The sequence below is a fragment of the Pseudomonas sp. WAC2 genome (assembly GCF_030403525.1).
In the GTDB taxonomy this organism is placed as follows: Bacteria; Pseudomonadota; Gammaproteobacteria; order Pseudomonadales; family Pseudomonadaceae; genus Chryseomonas; species Chryseomonas luteola.
Window position 1 is genome coordinate 171,816 of sequence record NZ_JAUEPD010000011.1, and the last position, 20,357, is coordinate 192,172.

Genomic DNA, 20,357 nt, shown 5'->3' on the forward strand with positions numbered 1-20,357 from the left:
ACGGATGTCTACTTGAAAAGGCTGCTATCGTTGCCGGATAGACCGACCTGGCCGCCGCTTCGTTTGTTTAGAATTGTTGTTGGTTGCTGTGGTCGTATCTGGACACCAACATACTGAACAGGCCCTTTTCCTAAGAGACGATCATGGTTGCTTGGGCTGGAGCGGTGAAATGGCCGAGCGTATCCGGTCTTTCGACTGGTCCCGTACGGATCTCGGCCCTATTGAACAGTGGTCCAAAAGTCTGAGCGCTGCCGTCCAGTTTCTACTGGCCTCTCCCGTACCCCTCGTCATGTTGTGGGGACGGCCTGGTTATATGATTTATAACGATGCCTATGCCGTGTTTGCGGGAGGGCGTCATCCTTTTCTTCTCGGCTCGCCAGTCGAGATCGGTTGGCCGGAAGTTGCCGAATTCAATCGGAATGTAGTTGATACCTGTCTGGCTGGCGGTACGCTCTCTTATCGAAACAAAGAACTCGTGTTGTTTCGTAATGGGCGCCCGGAAGACGTCTCGATGGACCTTTACTACAGCCCGGTGCCCGAGGATGACGGCGTGCCGGCCGGCGTCATGGCCATCGTTATCGAAACCACTCAACACGTACTGTCGGAGCGGCGACGTCAGGAGGCTGAGCGTTCCTTCCGGGCAACGAATGAGCGACTACAACTGGCATTGAACTCTGGCGCGCTCTTGGGGCTGTTCGTCTGGGATATCAAAGCCCGGTTCCTGACCGGGGATGAGCGCTTCGCTCGAACCTTTTCATATCCTGTAGACGAAGCGGCGGCAGGCATCCCCATTCAGATCGCCAGTGGCTTCATTCATCCGGATGACCTGGAAAAGATCCGGATGCATATCAGGCAGACCTTTGATCAGGGCGGCGCTTTCAATGCTGAATGTCGTATCCGCCGCCCGAACGGCCTTTTCCGCTGGGTTTTGGCGAGTGGTCTGTGCGAGTTTGACGAGCGTGGAGAGCCGTTTCGCTTCCCTGGCGTCCTGATTGATATTCATGAACGCAAAATGGCGGAAGAAGCTCTGTATCAATTGACGCGCAATCTGGAGCAGCGGGTCGCTGCTGAAGTGCAGGCCCGCTCGTTGGCGGAAGAGCAGCTCCGGCAATCACAAAAGCTGGAGGCGATTGGCGGACTGACCGGAGGCGTTGCACATGACTTCAATAATGTCCTGCAGGTCATTTCGAGCAACCTGCATCTGCTGGCTCGCCAGGAAAAGACAATCCTCGTGTACAGAACCGCGTGGAAGCTGCCATCAATGCTGTGGAGCGAGGAGCCAAACTGTCTTCCCAACTATTGGCCTTTGCCCGTCGCCAAGCGCTGTCACCCGGCATTTACAACCCAGCCCATATTTTCGAAGGGCTGGAGGAGCTCCTTCAGCGTGCACTGGGCGAGACCATCGAAATCGATATGTCCCTGCCTGACAATGCCTGGTGCATACACGTTGATCGTAACCAGTTGGAAAACGCTATTCTCAATCTGGCCATCAATGCCCGTGATGCGATGGATGGGGAAGGGCTGATCAGCGTTCATGGCGACAATGTCGTGCTGGATGAAGATTACTGTGCAGGCAAGGACATCAGTCCTGGGGACTACCTCTGCCTGTCCGTTGCCGATTCGGGCGAAGGTATGAAGCCAGAAGTACTGGAGCACGTCTTCGAGCCATTCTTCACGACCAGGGCTGAAGGGCAGGGTACGGGACTTGGTCTTAGCATGGTGTTTGGCTTCGTCAAGCAGAGTGGGGGCCATATTGATATTCAGAGCGCCCCTGGACGCGGTACGACGGTACGGATGTATTTCGCACGCAGTCACAAACAGGCCGAAGAAGATGACCAGGGCAAACATGACTATACACTTGAGGGGCGGGAAACCATCCTGGTGGTAGAGGACAATGAAGGCGTTCGCCTCTCTGTTGTGGAGTTACTGCAGCAGGCCGGTTATGACGTGGCGCTGGCGCCTGATGCGGACGTGGCCATGCAGCTGCTGGAAGCCGGAACGAGGGTTGATTTGATTTTCACGGATGTCGTGATGCCCGGTCGGCTCAAAAGTACGGATCTGGCGGCATGGGCTCAGATGCAGGAACCTGCAATACCGGTATTGTTTACCTCAGGCCATACTCGGGACATCCTTTCGCAGAACAACACGTTGTCTCCTAATATCCATTTGCTTACCAAACCCTATCGTCCCGAGGATCTCTCTGCCATGGTACGTACTGCTCTGAGAGGATAGGCGATAGAAGCACCAGGTTCCATTTGGTGGGTCGAAGAGGTATCAGATAAAAATGTAATCCTTTTCCAAAGGCACATGGGAGCCTTTGGCACGTAGTTCATTGACGGCATAAACCAGGGTCAGGTTTAGCGCATCCTTATTCATCATGAGCTTGGGGTCGAGGCGGCGCTGCACGCGTGCAGGAACGGCTGGGTCGATCAAGGTCAAAAGCATGTCAGAGCCGCGAGGTTCAAAAAGAAACTTAAGCGGCGGATCGAGACGGGCAAGTTTATCGGCTATCAGATTCATCGGGTGCGCCTCATGCTTAACTTAAGCATAGGCCACTGTTTCACTCGTAAAGAGCAATCCATCTGAAGATCTGGCCAGCTTTCAACAAAAAAGCCCTCTGCTAAAGAGGGCTTTCACATTTTTTTCTGCGTAAAGCGATCAGTGAATAAACGATCAGACCTTGAAGCGATTGACCAGAGAGTTAAGCTCAGCCGCTAGACGTGACAGCTCATGGCTGGACGCGCTGGTTTGATGCGCGCCTGTGGCAGACTGCACGGATAGATCACGGATATTGACAAGGTTACGGTCAACTTCTCTGGCCACCTGAGCCTGCTCTTCGGCTGCGCTGGCAATTACCAGGTTACGCTCATACATTTCGCTGATCGACGACGTAATCTCGCTTAGCGCCTGGCCTGCACTTTCTGCCAGCTCCCGTGTGGAATGAGCGCGAGCGCTGCTGATCTGCATGGAGTTCAAGGCCTGACTTGCGCCATTGCGCATGCCAGAGACCATTTGCTCGATCTCAAGCGTCGACTGTTGCGTACGATGGGCAAGAGCTCTTACTTCGTCAGCGACTACAGCGAAACCACGACCGGATTCGCCTGCACGGGCAGCTTCGATCGCAGCATTCAGCGCCAGTAGATTGGTTTGTTCTGCAATGGCACGAATAACATCCAGCACCTTGCCAATTTCCTGCGATCGATCGGCAAGTTGTCTTACCAGTACAGAGGTAGATTGAACCTCTTCCGACAGGTCTGTGATGGCTGTAATGGTTTCATTGACTCGAACATGACCGGCCTGTGCTGACTGGGTCGAGGTCTTGGAGGCTTCAGATGTCGATACTGCGTTACGTGCTACCTCATCAACCGCTGCGCTCATCTCGTTTACAGCGGTAGCGGCCTGCTCAATCTCATCGTTTTGCTGTTGCAGGCCGCGGCTGGCTTCTTCGGTCACTGCGTTGAGTTCATCAGCTGCTGCCGCCAGTTGGGTTGATGACCCTGAAATCTGAGCCAGGGTGTTACGCAGATTGTCCTGCATCTGGCGCAGTGCTACCTGAAGCTGATTGACCTCATCGCTACCGCTGACTTCAATCTGAGTGGTCAGGTCTCCTTTGGCAACCTGTTGTGCGGCGCGCACAGCACTCTGCAGGGGCCTGACGATACTTTGTGTCAGAAGCCAGGCCATAAGCACGGTAGCCAGGGCCGCCAAGGCAATCACGAGGATAACAATGGCGCGAGAGCTGGCGTATTGATCCGCCGAGTTCTTTCCTTCACGCTCGATCCCTTGTGCATAGTAGTCTCCCAGCTCGCCCAATGTCTTGCCAGTGCCATCGATGACAGGCTTCATGTCAACCAGAGTGAGTTTATTCAGGGCGACAGTATCGCCTTGGCGGGCCAGGACAAACGAGTTGGTCATACCCTGCTGGTAGACTGCAAAATCTTGTTTGAATTGTCCGTACAAGCGTTGCTCTTCGGGCGTATCGACAAAGGCCTCAAACGCCTTGATGTTATCCATCAAAACCTTATTACGAGCCTCATACTGGCTGGCATAGGTGTCGATGCTTTTAGGGTCGGGATCAAGCGCCATGCGCAAGGAAATGGTGCGAATACGCAGCATGTTTTCCCGGATGCTATCTACGATGCGGATGCTGGGTACCCATTCTGCTTCTATAGCCACACTACGGTCACGGATGTTGGACATCTTGCCTAGCGAGAAAATACCTAGAAAAGCAACCATCAGCGCGATCAGGCCAAACCCAAGCGCAGCCCGGGGGGCAATGTTCCAACTGCGTAGTAGCATATTTGTCATCCGCAAAAGTAGAGGCGAAAGCACGCCGAATTTTGTTGTCTGATGACATGTATCGGCGGTCAGTCTTAGGGCTTGAATTTATTCAGTGACGGATAAAGCCCACTGCATCCATGGATCAAGCGTTCTCGAAAGCGAACCTCTACCAGCTACCCGTTTTCTACTGCGATATTCCTAAAAAGCTAACTATCAGGCGCAGCTATGAATGCAGAGTCTGCAGTGTGCTCAAGCTGGTAGAGCACAGTCTGTCCAACTATAGAGCTGACCCGTCCAAGAAGGAGCTGAAAAACCGCCAGTTAACTACCTTCAATCAACTGCTAGATTCGCTCGGTCAATATATCGGCCGTGCAGGGTCTGGTCATAATGGGCATGTCGATTTCCAGGTTTCTATCGCCTACCACAGCGCTCTCAGTATAACCTGTGATAAACAGCACCTTGAGGTCAGGGCGACTAATGCGCGCGGCGTTAGCCATTTGTCTTCCGTTAATGCCTTCCGTTAGCCCAACATCGGAAACTAACAGGTCGATAGCGGTATCGGATTGCAGGATTACCAAGCCAGAAGCGCCATCTTCAGCTATCAGGGCGTGGTAGCCGAGTTCTTCAAGAATCTCCACGACCAGCATACGGATAGTCGGCCCATAATCCACAACCCGTACCGTCCCGCCAGTAACGGTACGGGGCAACTGTTCTTGAGTGGGCTCACTTGCGGTATTTACGGCCTTTTCTTCTGCGCGAGTCAAATATAGACATATCCGTATTCCTTGCCCCGTTTCCGAAGCGATATGCATCTGCCCACCGGTTGGCGCACGAAGCCGTAAATTATGGAGAGCCCAACCCCATGCCCAGAGGTTTAGTAGTGACGGTGGTCAATATGTGCAATGCAGATGGACAGGTTTTCGGAACCCTAGGGTTGTGCCGGTCCAATCATATGAGCGGGCATGCGTCCCACCTCCCGCCGGCAGAAAGAAAGGCGCAAGACATAGGCGGAAAAGGAGATTTGCGCATCATGCGACTTGGACGTCCTGTAATGGTGACAAAAGGTAAAATCAGAGAACCTTCCACGTGGCAACCCACCAAGATGGAGAGGGTGCAACACGCGTTTAGCCCATCCGGTACGGACGTCACACTAGAAGTGCTTTGTGCTGCAAGTGTGGCAAGGAACATGAGAAGTACTGTAAAAGCACTGTGATAAAGAGAGGTAAATAATTACTACCCGAGCGAGCCATGATGTAATGGATCATCATGGGTAAATTCATGGCTATTGGATGCCGGCTGGTTAAGCCGACGCTGGATATCCATCAGGACCGTTTCCAAAAGCAGACGGTTACGCGCCTGATCAGACGTTAAGATCCACTCAAGTGGATGACCTCCTTCAACAGGTAGTGCGGTAATAACCAGTGTCCCGTCAGGTTTTAGTAAGGTATCGACTTGATAACGGTCACGGGCCGAGTCAACAAGCATGATCAAGGCATTCATAGAATCGGCTACATCGTTGGGTGTTATCTAGTTAGAGTCAGGCTACTTCAAGAGATTCTTGAAGACTCTTCCCGCTCGTCTAAAGGTTTTCCTGCCCAGTCAAAGCCTTTCTTATGCTCCGCCTCCACCCTGCATCTGATCGCTATGCGGGTCCTTTAGTGAGCCTTGGTTAAAAAGGTCCTAATAAGCTGCGGGAGGGGTGATCTATTACTAAAGAAGAGAACTAATTCAAAGTATTTATGCTGGCAAACTCACAAAACCAAGGTTTTTTGTCAATTGCTTTTGTATTGAACGTACTATGAATTTGTTTTGATGATTTATAAGTTATTTATCAATAGAAGGCAAATAGCCAGTATTCTTTCGAAATCACTCGTACCGTCACAGTAGTCTGGTTATTTGAGCCAATATGACGGTAATAATTGCCCGCAATACTAAGCTTGTCTGTTTCAAGCATTGATCTAAGTAGTCCATTGCCTGCCTTGACAGCGTCTGCGTCGCCACTAGCTTTATGATCCCTCAACAGATTGGTGTGGGTTGGCACGCTTGGTGGTTTCGAAAACAAACCGCATGTAAAGGACATAAAATTAATGATCACGGTTAGCAAGCGTAACGTCTATTACGTATGTTTGTTTATTCTTCTTATTTTTCAATTTGGTGTGTTCGAGCAAGGGCACACAAACCCTATTGGCGTAAAGTACGTTAGTGAATTGTATCTTGCGATATGCTTAGGTTTTACAGCGCTTCTTCTTACAGGTACGCCTCCTGCCAACAAGCAGGACTACAACCTCGGCTTAAGTTTTTGCCTTTTTTCTGCGTTTGTGTTCTGTTTTCTGCCCGCGTTATTTTCAAATCTTTTTTATGGGCAGCCGCTGTTCTATGGATTGATTGAAGAGCGTCGTGTTCTGTTCTGCTTCAGCTTTTTCGTTATTGTCTATTTTGCAAAGCGTGTAACCGCTACCCAATTCGAGCAGCTGATACTGCTGGTCGGTCTCATCTCCGTTGGGCTTTCCTGGCTTTCCTATGCAGGCGTGCTGCCCGATCTTCGTGAGCAGGTGCTTGACCTTAGTCGTCCCGGGCGTGCCTCGCCCGGCGCAGCGGCCATCATCTTCTCCTACTGCCTTAGCGTCTATTTCATGGGGCATGGACGATCTCCCCTGAACGGCGCTCCAAAGTCAAAAGTGCTCTATGGCATCCTGGCGTTTGTCTTTCTGGCCACGATTGTCTTTGTCATGCAGACAAGACAGGTCATCGTGATCTGCTTTCTCTTTACCGCGATGTGTCTGAAAAGCCGCATGGTGATGCCCATGATCCTGGGTAGCATTGCGCTCTTTCCGATATTGGTGAACCCGCATATCCTCGATAGCTTGGGGCTCAACCTTGACTTCTATATGCAATCGGTGGAGAGCGGGCCTACGGACAATGTACGGGAAAACACCATTGCCGCCATCATGAACCATTTGCATGAATACAATTGGGTTCCTAGCGGCAGCTTGAGCCTGATGTGGAATGATGGGTTCAAACGGTTCTTCAGCAACTACTTCTTTCTGTCTGACGTAGGGGTAATTGGTACCTTATTCCGCTTCGGATTCCTGACATTTGCCATTATTCCGATTGGCTTGTTCATCCACTACAGGGTTGCAACAAAGTTAAATCCCAACTTGGACTTTACGCTGGCGTTCTTTCTGGCCAACCTTGCCATGTGGCCGTTGGTAGGTGTGTTCGAGTATCAAGCACCTACGGCTTTTCTTCTCGCCCTACAGGCACTCAAAACACACTATCAACATACAGCCAGAGCTACTGACGAAATCGCAGCGGTACCGTATCCATACCCAACGCGGCTTGAGTCGTTGTCTGGCGCCAGAGGAATGAGAGGCATGACCTGATTCATCTTTAATAAAGGAAAAGGCTGGGCTTATACCCGGCCTTTTCCTTTAAGGGATGCCAGTAAAGCCAGATCAAGCAGATAGGTTGACTCAGAAGGGATTACAGGAGAGATGATGCATAGCGAGGCAATTACGATCAGCTTATGTAGCTGCTAGAGAATGCCGTTTTGTTGTCTTACATAGGGAATCTGGTATGGGCTGGCAAAATACGCGTCTGATACGAACGCACCTGGCCTATTACGGAGGGAGAAAAAGTAAAGATAAGGAGCTGTCCCTAGCTCCAGATACAATCCATCACAGCCCGTAGGTAAGAGACTGTTGTTATTTAGACAAAACGGTCAGCGTCTTGGGATAACCTACGACCGATCCATTGACTGCCGCGCCATCAACATAGACACCTAGATTAGTGCCAGCCTGCACATAGGTAATCTTGCGGACCTGACCATCCGCTAGCTTAACCGACTTGCCCACCTGAAAGGCGGCTTTGTTGGCGGTCGTGCCCGGTACCGAGAAGCCAGCCTTCTTACGGTACACACCATTGAGCCAATCGGTGTTGGTAAAATTGTTGATGGTGCTGGTCACGGAACCCGTCGTAGTGGATGGTGCCGGCGCAACAATGGTCGGTGTAGGTGCAGGCGAAGTTGTTGCTGCTTTCTTCGGGCCTATTTCCGTACAGCTGCTGCTGTCCATGTATTTCTTGAGCGTCGGCCACTGCGGGCGCTCTACACCGTTGATAGGCTCAACCGACATGAAATAGTTGCCCCAACCCGGACCTGCCGCCCAGTAGGACGCCGGTACGCAATTCTCTTTCAGGTAGGCCAGCATATTGTCCATCAGGATGTTCCAGCGCGGGTTGTTATCCGGTACGCCGAACTCACCAATGTAGCCACGCTGACCATGCTTTTTCAGCCACTCTACGAACGGCTTGACGCGATTCACGCCGTACATCACGTCCAGCTTGTTGACGTCTACGTCACCATAGCTGCCACCGGCGTTCTCATCGAAATACGAGTGCGCCGAGAAAATGATGTTGTTGGACGGATCCTTCAGGTTCAGCAAGGGATCATTCCACTCCGCCCAGCGCGTAGCGCTCGACCAGCCGTTACCTTCCACAATGATCGGGCGGGTCTTGTCCACGGCGCGCACACCGTTGATACCGTATTGTGCAGCGGTTGCCCAATAGGCCAGGGCCCCGTTGGGCTCGTTCATGATGTCATAGGCGTACAGGGCGGGTTGATTACTCCACTGCTGGGCAATCTTGGTCATGATCTCCTGGTAGCGCGCATACGGAACGCCACTGGTGCCAATCACCTGGCCGCGATAGCGTGCATAGTTATGCAGGTCCAGAATGATCTTGATGTTGTGCTTTTGCGCATAACCAAAGGTGCGGTCGATCAACGCAACATAGGCTGGATCCAGCGGGCCACCCAGCTTGGGTTGCAGGCGCTCCCAGATAATGGGGAAGCGGAAGGTCTTGATGCCCCTGGCGCTCCACTGCTGGAAGTAGGATTCCACCGGGAATATGTAGTTGGTGCCATTGATTCCAGGTAAGACATGGGGGGCAAATCCCGCACCGGACAGGTTCAGACTAACCAGATCGACCGGTTCGGCTTGTACGTAAGTGGTTCCAAGCGCCAAGGCGGCTGCTAGGGGAAGGCTTTTCTTTAACAGTTTCGAAAAAAACATTGGTATCACCATACTGCTGTGACCAACCGCGACCATTTCCTGTACTGCAAGATCAGGCGGAGGCTCAGAATTAAAAAGAATTGGCTAGGCTACTGCCAAGCGGAGCGCGCTCTGTGCTCTGCGTACTGAGCTATACAAGCGATATGCCAAAACATTGACATGAATTGAAACAAAGCCAGATAAAGTTTTATTTGCTAATTTAAGTTACTGATTTTTATAAGGTTTTATTGATTAAAACGCGTATTACCATTCGTCGGCACGAGTATCATGAAAATAAAGTAATGGCAAAGTAATTTCATGACCTGACGGATTCTTGTTGTTTTACTGTTTAAGCAATCGGTCAATGATGATTTTCTGGCTATAAGCCTTTTATCCTGCCGGAGTATTAGTGTGTAGAGGCTATTGTTCCTTATGGAGCCGTAAGCATGGTTACTTCAGCTTGGCGTTAACGTGTCATGTGCTTTTCATCTAAGCCAAGCATCCTTGGTCAGGCTGACGACCGAAGCCTACCGAGGACATTACGCCATGGCGATGCCGATCGATAATGCCGGAACCTCTCGCAGTAACTTCCGCACCGCGCTTCATTCATTTAGCGCGTTTATCAAGCGATCCCAGGAGACGCCGCGCCCTAAAGGGGACGCACCAAGACTCCCTGAGTCGCACCTGCAGCAGCAAAAGGTAGTTGTAGAGCCGGGTGACACCATGACGGGTATCGCCAAGAAGCATTACGTCTCACTGCACGAGGCAGCCCAACATAATCCGCAGATTTCTGATATTGATCACATTCACGCCGGTGATGTGGTCTTTTTACCTCCTCCAGCACCAGAGCAGCTGGCCGTACAGCCTGATGGCAAAACACTGTTCCTTGAAAACCTGCAGTCTCGAGGTAATGCCATCGAACACGCTAACACTGCAGACGGCGCGATTGATTACGCAGTAGAGACCGAACAACTGAAACAAGACGTGCAAACGTTTTTGTCCGCTTTGCCAGCCGCTGAGCGTAACGACTCTGCGCAATGGTTATTTGATCATGACTGGACGGACAGCGGGCCGGCTCAGATAGCGATAGAGCAGGGTGCCGAACAGATGGGGTTGGTGCTGACGCCTTCCAGCCACAAGGGTTCGGACGTGGAAGCGCAGGTCAGGGAGATTGTTCAGCAGGTTAACGCATCGCCGGATCCTGTTGCCGCATTGGAGACACTAGGAAAGGCTTACTCCACCGTTACACCTGATGTAAAAGAGATTTTGTTGCAGTCATCAACAGGCCAGGAGATCTTCCAAAGTGCAGGGCAATACGCGCTTGACGCCTTGAATCAGCAGGATAACCAGTCTGGCCAGCTCGTACCGATGAAAACTGTATTCGAACGACTGGATAACATGACACAGAACCTTGACCCGCATCTTGCGGCAAAGGTCGTCGAAGCGGCAATTCCCGGACTGGAAAAGGTATTGATCGAGCCCAGCGATAATCCAGTCCCCCTCATGGTAGGCTCGTCAGGGGCCTATCATCTGGTCAACGTAACCGGACGCATTGCCGGTCAGCCTGGTGCTGAGGAGACCATCAAGCGTTTGGTCGAGCTCGGACTTTACGAGCGGACCGGAACTGTGCAGAGCATTGCCGAAGGAGCAAGTCCAGCTTATCCGCTGCAGGTGCTGAGCTTTGTGGGCCAAAGCGACACACGCTATGTTTTAGAGGGCGATATCCTGCCAGGCCTGGATCAGTTCCAGAAAAAGGTTACGGATGATCTGCAGGCGTATGGAAAACAGATGGAAGAGCTCAATTGGCTCACCCTGAATGGGGGCGCTGTCATGACTACTGAGCAGCGGGATAACGCCATCCGGGATTATCTTGACTCGCGACCGCCCGAGTGGGAAGAGCAGACCCAGGCGCTAAAAGATCAGGTTGCTGAGGACGGGCATGATCTCTTATACCAGCTACAGGCGCTGCAAAATCTTCCGGCAGACTTTAACGGTGACCGCAAGGCGATCGAGGACCAAATCCGCAGGACACTGGATAATCCCGACGCAATTACAGCCATGAGTTCTGCGGTGGCCCAATATCCGGAACTGACAAACGATCTGGATCAATGGAAGCTGATTGGGCAGTTTGGCAAAACAACGGATCGTGGTCGAAAGTTTCTTGAGGAAGTGGCTACGCAGGTTCTACGGCACAAGGTGATGCCAGAGTTTCAGAATGTAAAGGCGGGAGATGCTGCCAGCCTGCAAAATGCCCTCAACAAACTGGAAGGGCTCAAAAAAGGCCCAGTAGCTGCTCTGTTTGGTATACCAGACAAGGATCTCAATAAGGCTATTGATGCCTTGAAAGAGGCATTGCCGAGGCCCGGCGAAACAGCCGAGCAGATTACCGACCGTCTCGCTCGCTTCAATCTCAAGTTGGACGATATCAAATCAACCAATGGTGTCAGGACCTTTGATAATCAGACGCGCGCTGGCCAAACCTTGAGGATGATCGGGGCGGCCGGTGCCGCTGCCGTACTGGCAAGCTCCGGGGTTGCGTTACATAAACACCAGAGCCCCGAAGCCATCCTTAAGGTCTGTCTTGACGCTGCCGGCACGGCCCAAAAGACGACCGAACTCTTGATCGGCATGGGTAAGATACCCAAGGATGGTTGGGTAAACACATTGGCCGGCGGTAGCTCTCGTCCTGCGGTAAAAGTTTTGGGCGTTGCCAGCTCGCTGTTTGATCTGGTCAACGCAGGCAAGGCGGCGGAGTCTGGCGATACGGTGGGAGCGTCACTCTATACATTATCCGCAGCAGGAGGAGTGACATCAGCCTTGGGCACAGGCACTGTTTTTGGCCCAATCGGCCTTGGTGTAGTGCTGCTTTCGACCATCACATTGGGCACGCGTGACGTTATCAAACACCATGAAATGGCCAATCGCTTTCAAACGCCGGAAACCAGCCAATTTTTAACTCACGCTGGGCTTGATGAGGCGGCGGCAAAAGCACTTTCAGACCAGAGCGGAGACGGTTATAACGTCCTGCCGTTGCTCTCACGCTACGCCGAACTCAAGGGACTTGATCTGCAGGATAACCAGGACCAGCAGGCCTTTGTCACCTGGATCAATAACATGCCAAATGAAAGCCTACTGTTGTTACGGGACAACCTCCACCGCGTACTGGACAGGCGAAAGGGAAGTTATGATGACTTTCCGGAATTTCAATCCCGATCAAACTCCTGGATCTACGATACTTCCGATACCTATTTCAGTCAGCGCCTCAAAGAGAACCCTCACTTCGTGGAGATGGGCGTTGCTTATCCCAATTCGGTTTACCAACTTGATCAGACCTTGGACATGCTAGACCTGGACCGATTGGCAGTAAGCTGATCGGGCTGAGCCTGCGTTTTCATCAGCGCAGCGCAGGCTCAGTAACCTGTCATTTCCAGATAGCCGATTCCGGTTTCGCTGCCTTGTACGCGTACGGGCCCTTCCCAATAGGGTGTTCCTACATCCATCCAGGCGTTGGGATTAATGGCTGACACCTCAATGTTAAGCCCGCGTTTGATTAGGGACAAAGACCAGCGCGTTGGAATTTTCCGCCCCGCGATCAAATGTTCATCCAAGGCTTTTAACTCGATTTCGTCTCTTTGCAGGGGTTCGGTCTGGCCGTCGGCCTTTATCCAGGTACCGCTCAGGTAGTTATCACCATCTGCCTGTCGCAAGCGGAACACCATAAGTTGTCGACCATCCTGCAGGTGTAGCGAAAACCAGTCCCATCCGTGCTGATCTTCCGAGAGCGGCTGACTACTCCATTCGCGATCAAGCCAGGCCGTGCCGCTTACGGCTACGGGTTTGCCCTCGATTTTCAATACACCCTGTGCGCGGAAAAAAGGTTGGCTGTAGTAATAGGACGCTTGGCCTCTGGCTGACTTGCGACTCAAGCCTTGGTCCCCTTGGAGCACAAGTGGTTGATCTGACGTCAACTGGAGCTGATAAGAGAACGTATCGCCACGGGCCTGCACTTTAAGATCTGACGATGCTTCGCCTTGCATTGACCAATCATCAATCCAGGCAGCAAAGGGTTCAGCTGTCACGCCGGCCTGTCCAACGCCCCCTCGCGCCTGTGTCTGGGCATGGAATTGCTGCGTGCGGGTAGTCAGCCCCGCGTGACCTAACCACAAATTCCCGTTGTCCCAGCCGGGCTGGTCGGCTGCGGGACGCATGGCACTACGAAAAAGCGTCCATTGCACGCCATAGTCATTGCCGGCAGCGTCCTTTAGGTTGGCAGTGACATACCACCACTCGATACGAAAATCAGGATGAGCGCCATGATCGGCTGGAAAAGAGAACACTTTGCCCGGTACGACCTGAGCAAAGCCCTTGCTTTCCTGGCCCAAACCGGCAAAGCCTTGTCCTTTGGATGAAGAATCATCGCATCCGCCTAGGACAAAAAGGCCTACAACCAGACAGCCAATCCTAGCGTTCATCGGACAGTACCCTCAGCAAGTCAACCGGGCGGCTCCGCCACAGGGTCCAGAGAGGCCAAGCTGAGGCCAGCCAGGTAGCCAGTAGAGCGAGTCCTGCCAGACGCATCAGCTGATCCGGAAAAACCTGAAGTGGCAAACGCCACCCAAAGGCCTGGACATTAATCACGGCTACCAGGCACCATGCCAGCAGAATGCCCAGCGGAATCGCCAGGAGCAATGTTAGCAGTGTTAGCAGCCACGTCTGACCTACGTTAAGCAGCATCAGCTGGCGCCGCGTAACACCCATGGCCCATAGCGGCGCGAGTTGCCCAAGGCGACTCTGGCTTTGCGTTAATAAAGCAATAAAGAGCGCAACACCTGCTACGCCCAGCGTCAGCGTATTAAGGGCCGAGGTTGCACTGAACGTGCGCTCAAACACCTGTGTTGCCCATTGTTTGAGCTGTACCTGATCCACAAGACGGGAGTCATCGAGAGCAAACGTATCCTTGATGGCCTGTTTCAGGTTGCCAACGGCGGAGGGCTCCATACGCAGCGCATAACGGCTTACCGGCAGGTTGGGCCAATGGGCTTTCATTGCCTTAGCATCTACCAGAACATGGCCACGAGGGTTTCCATAATCCGCGTAGATACCCACGACCTTGGCAAGCCACGCCCCTTCGGCTGCCGGTAGTTTTACCGTGTCGCCTATTTCAACGTTCAAATGCCGAGCCAGTTGTTCACTAAGCATGACGCTATCGCCCTTGAAGAGTGCGTCCCAAGGGTTACCTGCTCGTGCCTCTAGTAAAGGCCAATGGTTGCGGTAAAGCTCATCATCCTCTACGCCTGCAATGGTCAAAGGCCAACCACCCAATTGCGTTTCAAGCTCAAGACCTGCCAAAACACGATCAACTTCAGGACGCGCTGTTAGCCAGTTAGCCATCTCTTGCACCTGATTCGGGCTAGCTGGGCGGATATAAAGTTCGGCAGAAAGGCGCTGATCCAGCCAGACACTAAAGGTATGCCGAAACCCTTCAGTCATACTGCCGGCACCAATATTAGCGGCAAGGGCTAACAACAAAGCCATGAGGGCCAGACTCAGGCCAGGTAACTGTTGTCGGCAGTCGGCAATAAACCAGCCCAGTAATGGTGACCGCATGGAGGCAGGTGCTAGTCTCAGCAGGCCGCTGAGCGCTACCGGCAGACCTAGAGCTGCCGCGAGCAGTAGGCTGCCCATCATGACGAAACCTGCCGCCAGGCTATTGCCTGTCAGCCAGGCAATGAAGGCAACCACTGCTGCAACAGCGGCGATCCATCCTTGGCGTTTTAGCCAGGCACGGTGGGCCTGATGCCAAGCCTCGCTATTGGCGAGTCCTAGCAATGGCAACCGAGCGGCGCGCCATAAACTGTTTGCGCCCGCCAACAGCGCACCCAGAAGGCTAAGTCCCAGGCTACCTAGCCACCAGATTGGACTGAGAGAGAGCTCTCCGGCCACCTCAGCACCATATAAACCTCGTAAGCTGGCTGCCACGTCTGGTAAGAGTAGGCTGGCCAGTACGTAGCCGCTAACAATACCTGCCAGCCCCCCTAGCAACGCGAGCGCTATCAGTTCTCCAGTCAGCGCTATCAGGAGTTTTTGAACACTTACACCGCTGGCGCGCAATGTACGCAATAAGGGTCTTCGTTGCTCCAAGGCCAGCCCGATAGCCGCGTGTACAATAAACAACCCAACTGTAAAGGCTAACAGCCCAAGCGCCATTAGGTTGAGGTGGAAACTTTCGGTGAGCTGTCCCGGGTCGTTTTCATTTGAATGGGGCTGCCATTGCAATCGTTCATTCCACGGAGAAGGAAGGGGTGCCTGAAAATCTGCTGGGAGAACAAGGCGTGAGAGTTGGTCCGGCGCCTCAAGTAGCCGCTGGGCTACTCCGATGTCGACTAGCAACATGCCGGGAGCCATGCCTGACTTACCTGTTATCGGCGGGAGGCGTTGCCCATTAACCAGGTAAGGCTGCTCACCCTCCTGCAGGTTCAATTCATGTAGTGTTTGGTTAGCAACCCAGGTTTGCCCAGGTGGACTAATAAACGCCATCAAGTCCTGTGTTTCGGTTGGTTCGCCCGCTATGGACGAGCCCACCGGCAGGCTCACTGGTTCGATACCCATGATTTGCAGACGGCGTGTTTGACCTTGAATAATGGCGCTGCCTTGTAACATTGGTGACACAGGCCATCCCTGTCGGCGTAACGCAAGAAAGCTTTCCTGAGAAATAAGTCCGCCATTACGTGCAGAAAGTGTCGCTTGAGGTAAACCGCCAATGAGCTGACTGGCCTGCGCATAGCTTTGCCTTGCCTGGCTATTAAGCGCCTGAACGCCAGTCAATAATGCCGTGGCTAGCCAGAGCCCGGTAAATAGACTGAAAAACTGCACGGGGTGTTTTCGCCAGTGACTGATTAGGCTGCGTACAGACCAATACACAACACCCATGGTCAGCTTCCAATAGGGGTAGCAATTTGGCCTGCCCGCAACACGACGCGTTGCTGCAACTGTGCCGCTACCTGTGGGCTATGAGTAACCATCAGCAGCGTACAGCCACTACGGTCTACCAGATCCAGCAACAGCTTGAGTACTTGGGCGCTAGTTACTTCGTCCAGGTTACCGGTCGGTTCATCAGCCAGTACTAACGCCGGACGTGATGCCAGGGCTCGACCCAATGCCACACGCTGTTGTTGTCCTCCCGAAAGCTGCTCTGGGTACCGTTGCAATAACTCGCTCAGACCCAGTTGCTCGGCAAGCTGGGCCTGCCACAATGGATTGTGCCGTCCCGCAAGCCGGGCCTGAAAAGCTAGATTATCCTCTACCGTCAGACTGCCGATGAGGTTGAACTGCTGAAAAATCAGGCCAATCTCACAGCGACGCCAGTCAGCCAGCGCTTGTTCGTTAAGTGAGTGTAATGCCTTTCCATCGATATCGATGCGGCCACTATCTGCCTTGTCGAGTCCGGCGATAAGATGAAGGAGTGTGCTTTTACCACTTCCCGACTCGCCCATAAGAGCCAGACTGCCACCACGCTGCAGATCTAAATCTATACCTCGAAGTACCGGTAGAATGCCCTGAGGGGTGGGGTAGCTTTTATGAAGTTGTCGCACATGAAGCATAAGTGAGCCTTGATACGTCTGGTAAACGCACAAGCAAACCAGAGACAGCGATCGCTGGGATGATCTGCGAAGAGGTCATATCGAACCCAAATCTCATGACTTAGTTCTTGAGATAGGATCGATGTAGGAAATTTATACAGTAAAAATAAAGCCGCTTACTAGACTAGCGAAGAGGTGTCGTTGGCTTTAAGAATTTCAGATAAAGGTCTATCGAAGATCATAACGCAACATTACTCGGTCACAGGTAAGCAGTCGTGCTTAACAGAGCCTTTTGCTAAAATTAATCGTATCTTTCTCAAGTAATATTTTCTGTTATAGCAGCTCCAATCCTAAGCCTATCCTATAGCCAGTACTGATGTGAGGCATGAGGTGCCTTATTTATATAACTGGATGATCAATGCTGTGATATCAATGTGATATTAATTTATCTTAAATAGTCTGTAACGGTTTTCTGGTTGACTTTCATCCTATTAAGCGTAGCGGAGCCATGGGGCTCATTCTCATTTATACATGGTCATGCCGTTAGTCATCTTTGGCAGGCCAGCCGATATAAGCCAGTTGCAAAACAACAGCGCTGCGTTAACCTCAACAGACCATAGTCAGCTACGTTTGTATTGTCATGAGAAGTAATACTGCAGAAGTAGTAGATATGCCTACTATCACCCCTATCGGTACCCAGTGCACAACAGGTCAGACGTGTCCAGAAAGTGGCATCTGGACAGTTGTAGGTGCCCCTCGCACGGCCTCGCCCATCGTTAAAGGCAAACGATTTCCGCCTTACTGCGGTAAGGCCGCTGTTTGGCAGCTAGCTTTGCACGCCTGATCTTAACCAAACGTTAGCCACTTCACGCTACCTTGATAGCGCGCGTTTGATTGGTGCGTCCTGAAAAAGACCACCCCAGTAAAAAAGCAGCAACGGGGGAAATCACTGCTTCTGGGGTGGCTGATGACGTGTTACAAACCAAACAACGGATCGTTCGCTTGCCCTCGCATTAAAGCCTTTCTGTTGTAAAGACGATACCCTTTCCAGGTAAAGGCTATGTAAATTTTTGGACATGTTGGGACTGATATACTTTGCCACCTGGTTGGGACTTATAGTGATTGAAAGTAGAACTAATAGCATTCTTGCATTTTCCAGTAGAGCCTTTTTATCCGAATGATTTAAAGGAGGTTTAGGTGCAAACATCGCTTTGGCTTCATCCAGAGAATTTCTTTTTGCTTGATTAACGGAAAATTTTTAAAGCCCATTTTATCGGGTTTAATTTTCTTCTAGGTGCATGAGAACATTCGATCAAATGATATGTTCAGAATTAAAGCCAAAACAGTATTTAGAAATCGTTCTGGTTTATTAGGAGTTTTAAAATTATTGAAAACATGGGGTATCACAGTTGAAACTGTGACACCCAGAGCTTTTAGAGAGGCGGTATAGTATTTACGCCTTTTCTAGGCTTCAACATGAAAGGCTTCTCTATTCCCAAGAAAGTTAACAGGGAAAGCCCACATACCAATACCAGCACCAAAGGCAGAAGCATAATGTAGTGGGAAACATTGCTGTCTATAAAGGGATAGACCTGTAACCAAGAAAAGAGGCTATATAGCACCAGCCCGTGAATCAAATAAACGCTGTAGCTAATTTCACCTAAAGCCTTCAAGCCGTAACTACTTAACAATCCAAACAGATCGTTACCCAGCGCAATAATGGCAAACGCCATGCTGAGGAGCACAGTCTGAGGTACAGAAAAGTAATCCGGCATCGTCATACTATATGCGACGAGGGCTATTGCCAGAGCGCCATAGACGGGTTTCTTTATATGATCGATCCATGCTGGCCGGTGTCGCTTGATCAGCACAGGGATGAATCCAGCGATAAAAAATAGCAAGAAATGGAGCTTCAATACTTCCAATTGTGCTGCAGGTAATGCAGCTACTACCACGGTGAGAGATAGGGCAAGGTAGCGGCCGTAGTTTTCGCGGTTGATCAACGCTGCGAGAACAGGAAGGGCTAGATAAAAGAACCATTCATATTTCAACGTCCACTGGACTCCGGCCGTAATGATGCGACTCTCTTGAAAGCCATTAAAGGAGGCACCAAGAAAAACAACCCATCTCAGACTTTCCTTGGCCAGTTGAGTAAGCGATACCAGATCGAATCCGGTTCGATACAGGCTGATAAATATGACTACTGCTACAACGAATGCGTACAGTGGCATAATTCTCCAGAATCGTGACTGGAATATATGTGGCCAGTCAGGCTTGCGCTGATAAATTTTTCCAAAGAACAGAAAGCCTGTAATCATGAAAAAGAGCGTGACGGGAACCGCCCCCATATTGTTCAGGAGCGCACTGCTGTCTGAGCCTGCCCATTCGCCAGTGGTCTTCCATTGGTAGGTCACCATAAAGTGGCAGCAGACCACAGTGGTAGAGAGTACGCCTCGTAGTGCGTCAATAGGGGAGGATCGGGTTAGCGCCTGCTCTGACAGGATATTTAGACGCCTGAATAATCTGTCCAAAAAGAACATGGACAATACATAAATAAGCAGTAATTCCAGCGTTACAGTCATAGCGGAGTTGATATCGTAATAGTGTTGCTCTTCCAGCCTTTTTAACGGTTAGCAGATTTTTAGTCGAAAGAGCGCTTGATCTGCTCCTGGTAAGAGAGGGGCAGTACGATAATCGACAAAAACCATAAGACCATGCGGAAAGGCATCGGCTAGGAAGACCAATGAATGGACAATGACGAGGCCTTCATAAGGCTGACGGTCATCAAAGGAAAAGAAGCAACCCAGTGGTAAGCCATAGGCTGTTGCGACTATTGCGGTCAAGCCCGAGCGGCTTCTAAATTCCAAAGAATCCTATGTGCTGATTATGACTGGATAGCGGTTGGTTTCCTGAGTTTTTACGATCCCCCTCAACACTATGTATTTGGGTAGGGCTTTTGGCGCAGTGTCTTGCGTTAATGCTTACCACTTTGCTTTTGTTTGAGAAAAAAGCCATTTAGAAACCCTGTATTTGTAAATTCATCAACCAGCTGCTCTCTATGCGCTAAGCATTTCTGGTAGATAGCAGCTAGGGTAATGACTGATAGGTTTAAAAGCCGTTCCTTTTAGCGGCTTCAAAATTAGAACTGAGTCAGCTTCAATCGTTTGTGGTAGAGCATTCCGTCTTACTCTTGTGAAATGCCTCGCACCTCATGCACCTATCGAGGCACACTATCTAGACTTCTTTCTTAAAGAGTTCTCTGCGTAACGCTTATCCAAGATGTTCAAATAAAGCTTGACCTGTGAGCGGAGGGGCCTATAGTGCGCCCCACTTCCGCTGCAACGGAACAGCAAAAAGCCTTGTAGATCAATGGTTTAGCTGTTTACTCAGGGTCAGGCCTCCGGTCTGGCAGAAGCGGAAAGAGGGAAGCGGTAGTTGACAAGCCTTT

The 20,357-nt window shown here is 51.3% G+C and carries 10 protein-coding genes and 2 pseudogenes; 3 read left to right on the top strand and 9 right to left on the bottom strand.

Annotated elements, in window-relative coordinates:
• Positions 1–169 precede the first annotated feature (169 nt).
• Positions 170–2,232: pseudogene (locus tag QWJ10_RS21450) on the top strand (ATP-binding protein).
• Positions 2,233–2,274: 42 nt separating this feature from the next.
• On the opposite strand, the gene QWJ10_RS21455 reads toward QWJ10_RS21450, so the two are convergent.
• From QWJ10_RS21455 to QWJ10_RS21470, 4 genes are all read right to left on the bottom strand, one after another.
• Complete coding sequence (locus QWJ10_RS21455) at positions 2,275–2,520, bottom strand: hypothetical protein (RefSeq protein WP_125889089.1); 246 nt, start codon at positions 2,518–2,520, stop codon at positions 2,275–2,277.
• 153 nt (positions 2,521–2,673) lie between these two features.
• On the bottom strand, positions 2,674–4,299 hold the full coding sequence (locus QWJ10_RS21460; protein ID WP_289929626.1) for a methyl-accepting chemotaxis protein: 1,626 nt from the start codon (positions 4,297–4,299) through the stop codon (positions 2,674–2,676).
• A gap of 323 nt (positions 4,300–4,622) precedes the next feature.
• Positions 4,623–5,045, bottom strand: coding sequence for a response regulator (locus QWJ10_RS21465; protein ID WP_289929627.1), 423 nt, complete (start codon positions 5,043–5,045; stop codon positions 4,623–4,625).
• A gap of 469 nt (positions 5,046–5,514) precedes the next feature.
• Positions 5,515–5,781: a hypothetical protein gene (locus tag QWJ10_RS21470; RefSeq protein WP_286788034.1), complete on the bottom strand. Its 267-nt coding sequence runs from the start codon at positions 5,779–5,781 to the stop codon at positions 5,515–5,517.
• A gap of 881 nt (positions 5,782–6,662) precedes the next feature.
• On the opposite strand from QWJ10_RS21470, the gene QWJ10_RS21475 reads away from it, so the two are divergent.
• On the top strand, positions 6,663–7,664 hold the full coding sequence (locus QWJ10_RS21475; RefSeq protein WP_289929628.1) for a hypothetical protein: 1,002 nt from the start codon (positions 6,663–6,665) through the stop codon (positions 7,662–7,664).
• 333 nt (positions 7,665–7,997) lie between these two features.
• Here QWJ10_RS21475 and QWJ10_RS21480 read toward each other — a convergent pair.
• Positions 7,998–9,350, bottom strand: a pseudogene (locus QWJ10_RS21480) (glycoside hydrolase family 5 protein); the annotation flags it as partial.
• 525 nt (positions 9,351–9,875) lie between these two features.
• Between QWJ10_RS21480 and QWJ10_RS21485 the strand changes: the two are divergent.
• Positions 9,876–12,701 (top strand): LysM peptidoglycan-binding domain-containing protein, encoded by a 2,826-nt coding sequence (locus QWJ10_RS21485; RefSeq protein WP_289929629.1) that lies wholly within the window; start codon positions 9,876–9,878, stop codon positions 12,699–12,701.
• A gap of 38 nt (positions 12,702–12,739) precedes the next feature.
• Here the strand turns inward: QWJ10_RS21485 and QWJ10_RS21490 are convergent, their stop codons facing one another.
• The 4 genes from QWJ10_RS21490 to QWJ10_RS21505 all read right to left on the bottom strand — a co-directional run bounded on the left by QWJ10_RS21490 (position 12,740) and on the right by QWJ10_RS21505 (position 19,491).
• The gene (locus tag QWJ10_RS21490) at positions 12,740–13,801 is read right to left on the bottom strand and encodes a lipocalin-like domain-containing protein (protein ID WP_289929630.1); all 1,062 of its coding nucleotides are present in this window, start codon (positions 13,799–13,801) and stop codon (positions 12,740–12,742) included.
• Positions 13,791–16,259 carry an ABC transporter permease gene (locus tag QWJ10_RS21495; protein ID WP_289929631.1) on the bottom strand — a complete coding sequence of 823 codons (2,469 nt, stop codon included), beginning with the start codon at positions 16,257–16,259 and terminating at the stop codon, positions 13,791–13,793. Before QWJ10_RS21495 ends, QWJ10_RS21490 begins: the two co-directional genes overlap by 11 nt.
• A 2-nt stretch (positions 16,260–16,261) precedes the next feature.
• Entirely contained in the window at positions 16,262–16,930 is a 669-nt protein-coding gene (locus QWJ10_RS21500) for an ABC transporter ATP-binding protein (RefSeq protein ID WP_019365001.1), read from the bottom strand.
• 1,412 nt (positions 16,931–18,342) lie between these two features.
• Positions 18,343–19,491 carry an acyltransferase gene (locus QWJ10_RS21505; RefSeq protein WP_289929632.1) on the bottom strand — a complete coding sequence of 383 codons (1,149 nt, stop codon included), beginning with the start codon at positions 19,489–19,491 and terminating at the stop codon, positions 18,343–18,345.
• Positions 19,492–20,357 lie beyond the last annotated feature (866 nt).

Bases quoted from the DNA above. Each gene is read 5' to 3' on its own strand.
- QWJ10_RS21490 (WP_289929630.1), bottom strand. From the start codon at position 13,801: ATGAACGCTAGGATTGGCTGTCTGGTTGTAGGCCTTTTTGTCCTAGGC.
- QWJ10_RS21460 (WP_289929626.1), bottom strand. From the start codon at position 4,299: ATGCTACTACGCAGTTGGAACATTGCCCCCCGGGCTGCGCTTGGGTTT.
- QWJ10_RS21495 (WP_289929631.1), bottom strand. From the start codon at position 16,259: ATGGGTGTTGTGTATTGGTCTGTACGCAGCCTAATCAGTCACTGGCGA.
- QWJ10_RS21485 (WP_289929629.1), top strand. From the start codon at position 9,876: ATGGCGATGCCGATCGATAATGCCGGAACCTCTCGCAGTAACTTCCGC.
- QWJ10_RS21455 (WP_125889089.1), bottom strand. From the start codon at position 2,520: ATGAATCTGATAGCCGATAAACTTGCCCGTCTCGATCCGCCGCTTAAG.
- QWJ10_RS21470 (WP_286788034.1), bottom strand. From the start codon at position 5,781: ATGAATGCCTTGATCATGCTTGTTGACTCGGCCCGTGACCGTTATCAA.
- QWJ10_RS21505 (WP_289929632.1), bottom strand. From the start codon at position 19,491: ATGACTGTAACGCTGGAATTACTGCTTATTTATGTATTGTCCATGTTC.
- QWJ10_RS21500 (WP_019365001.1), bottom strand. From the start codon at position 16,930: ATGCTTCATGTGCGACAACTTCATAAAAGCTACCCCACCCCTCAGGGC.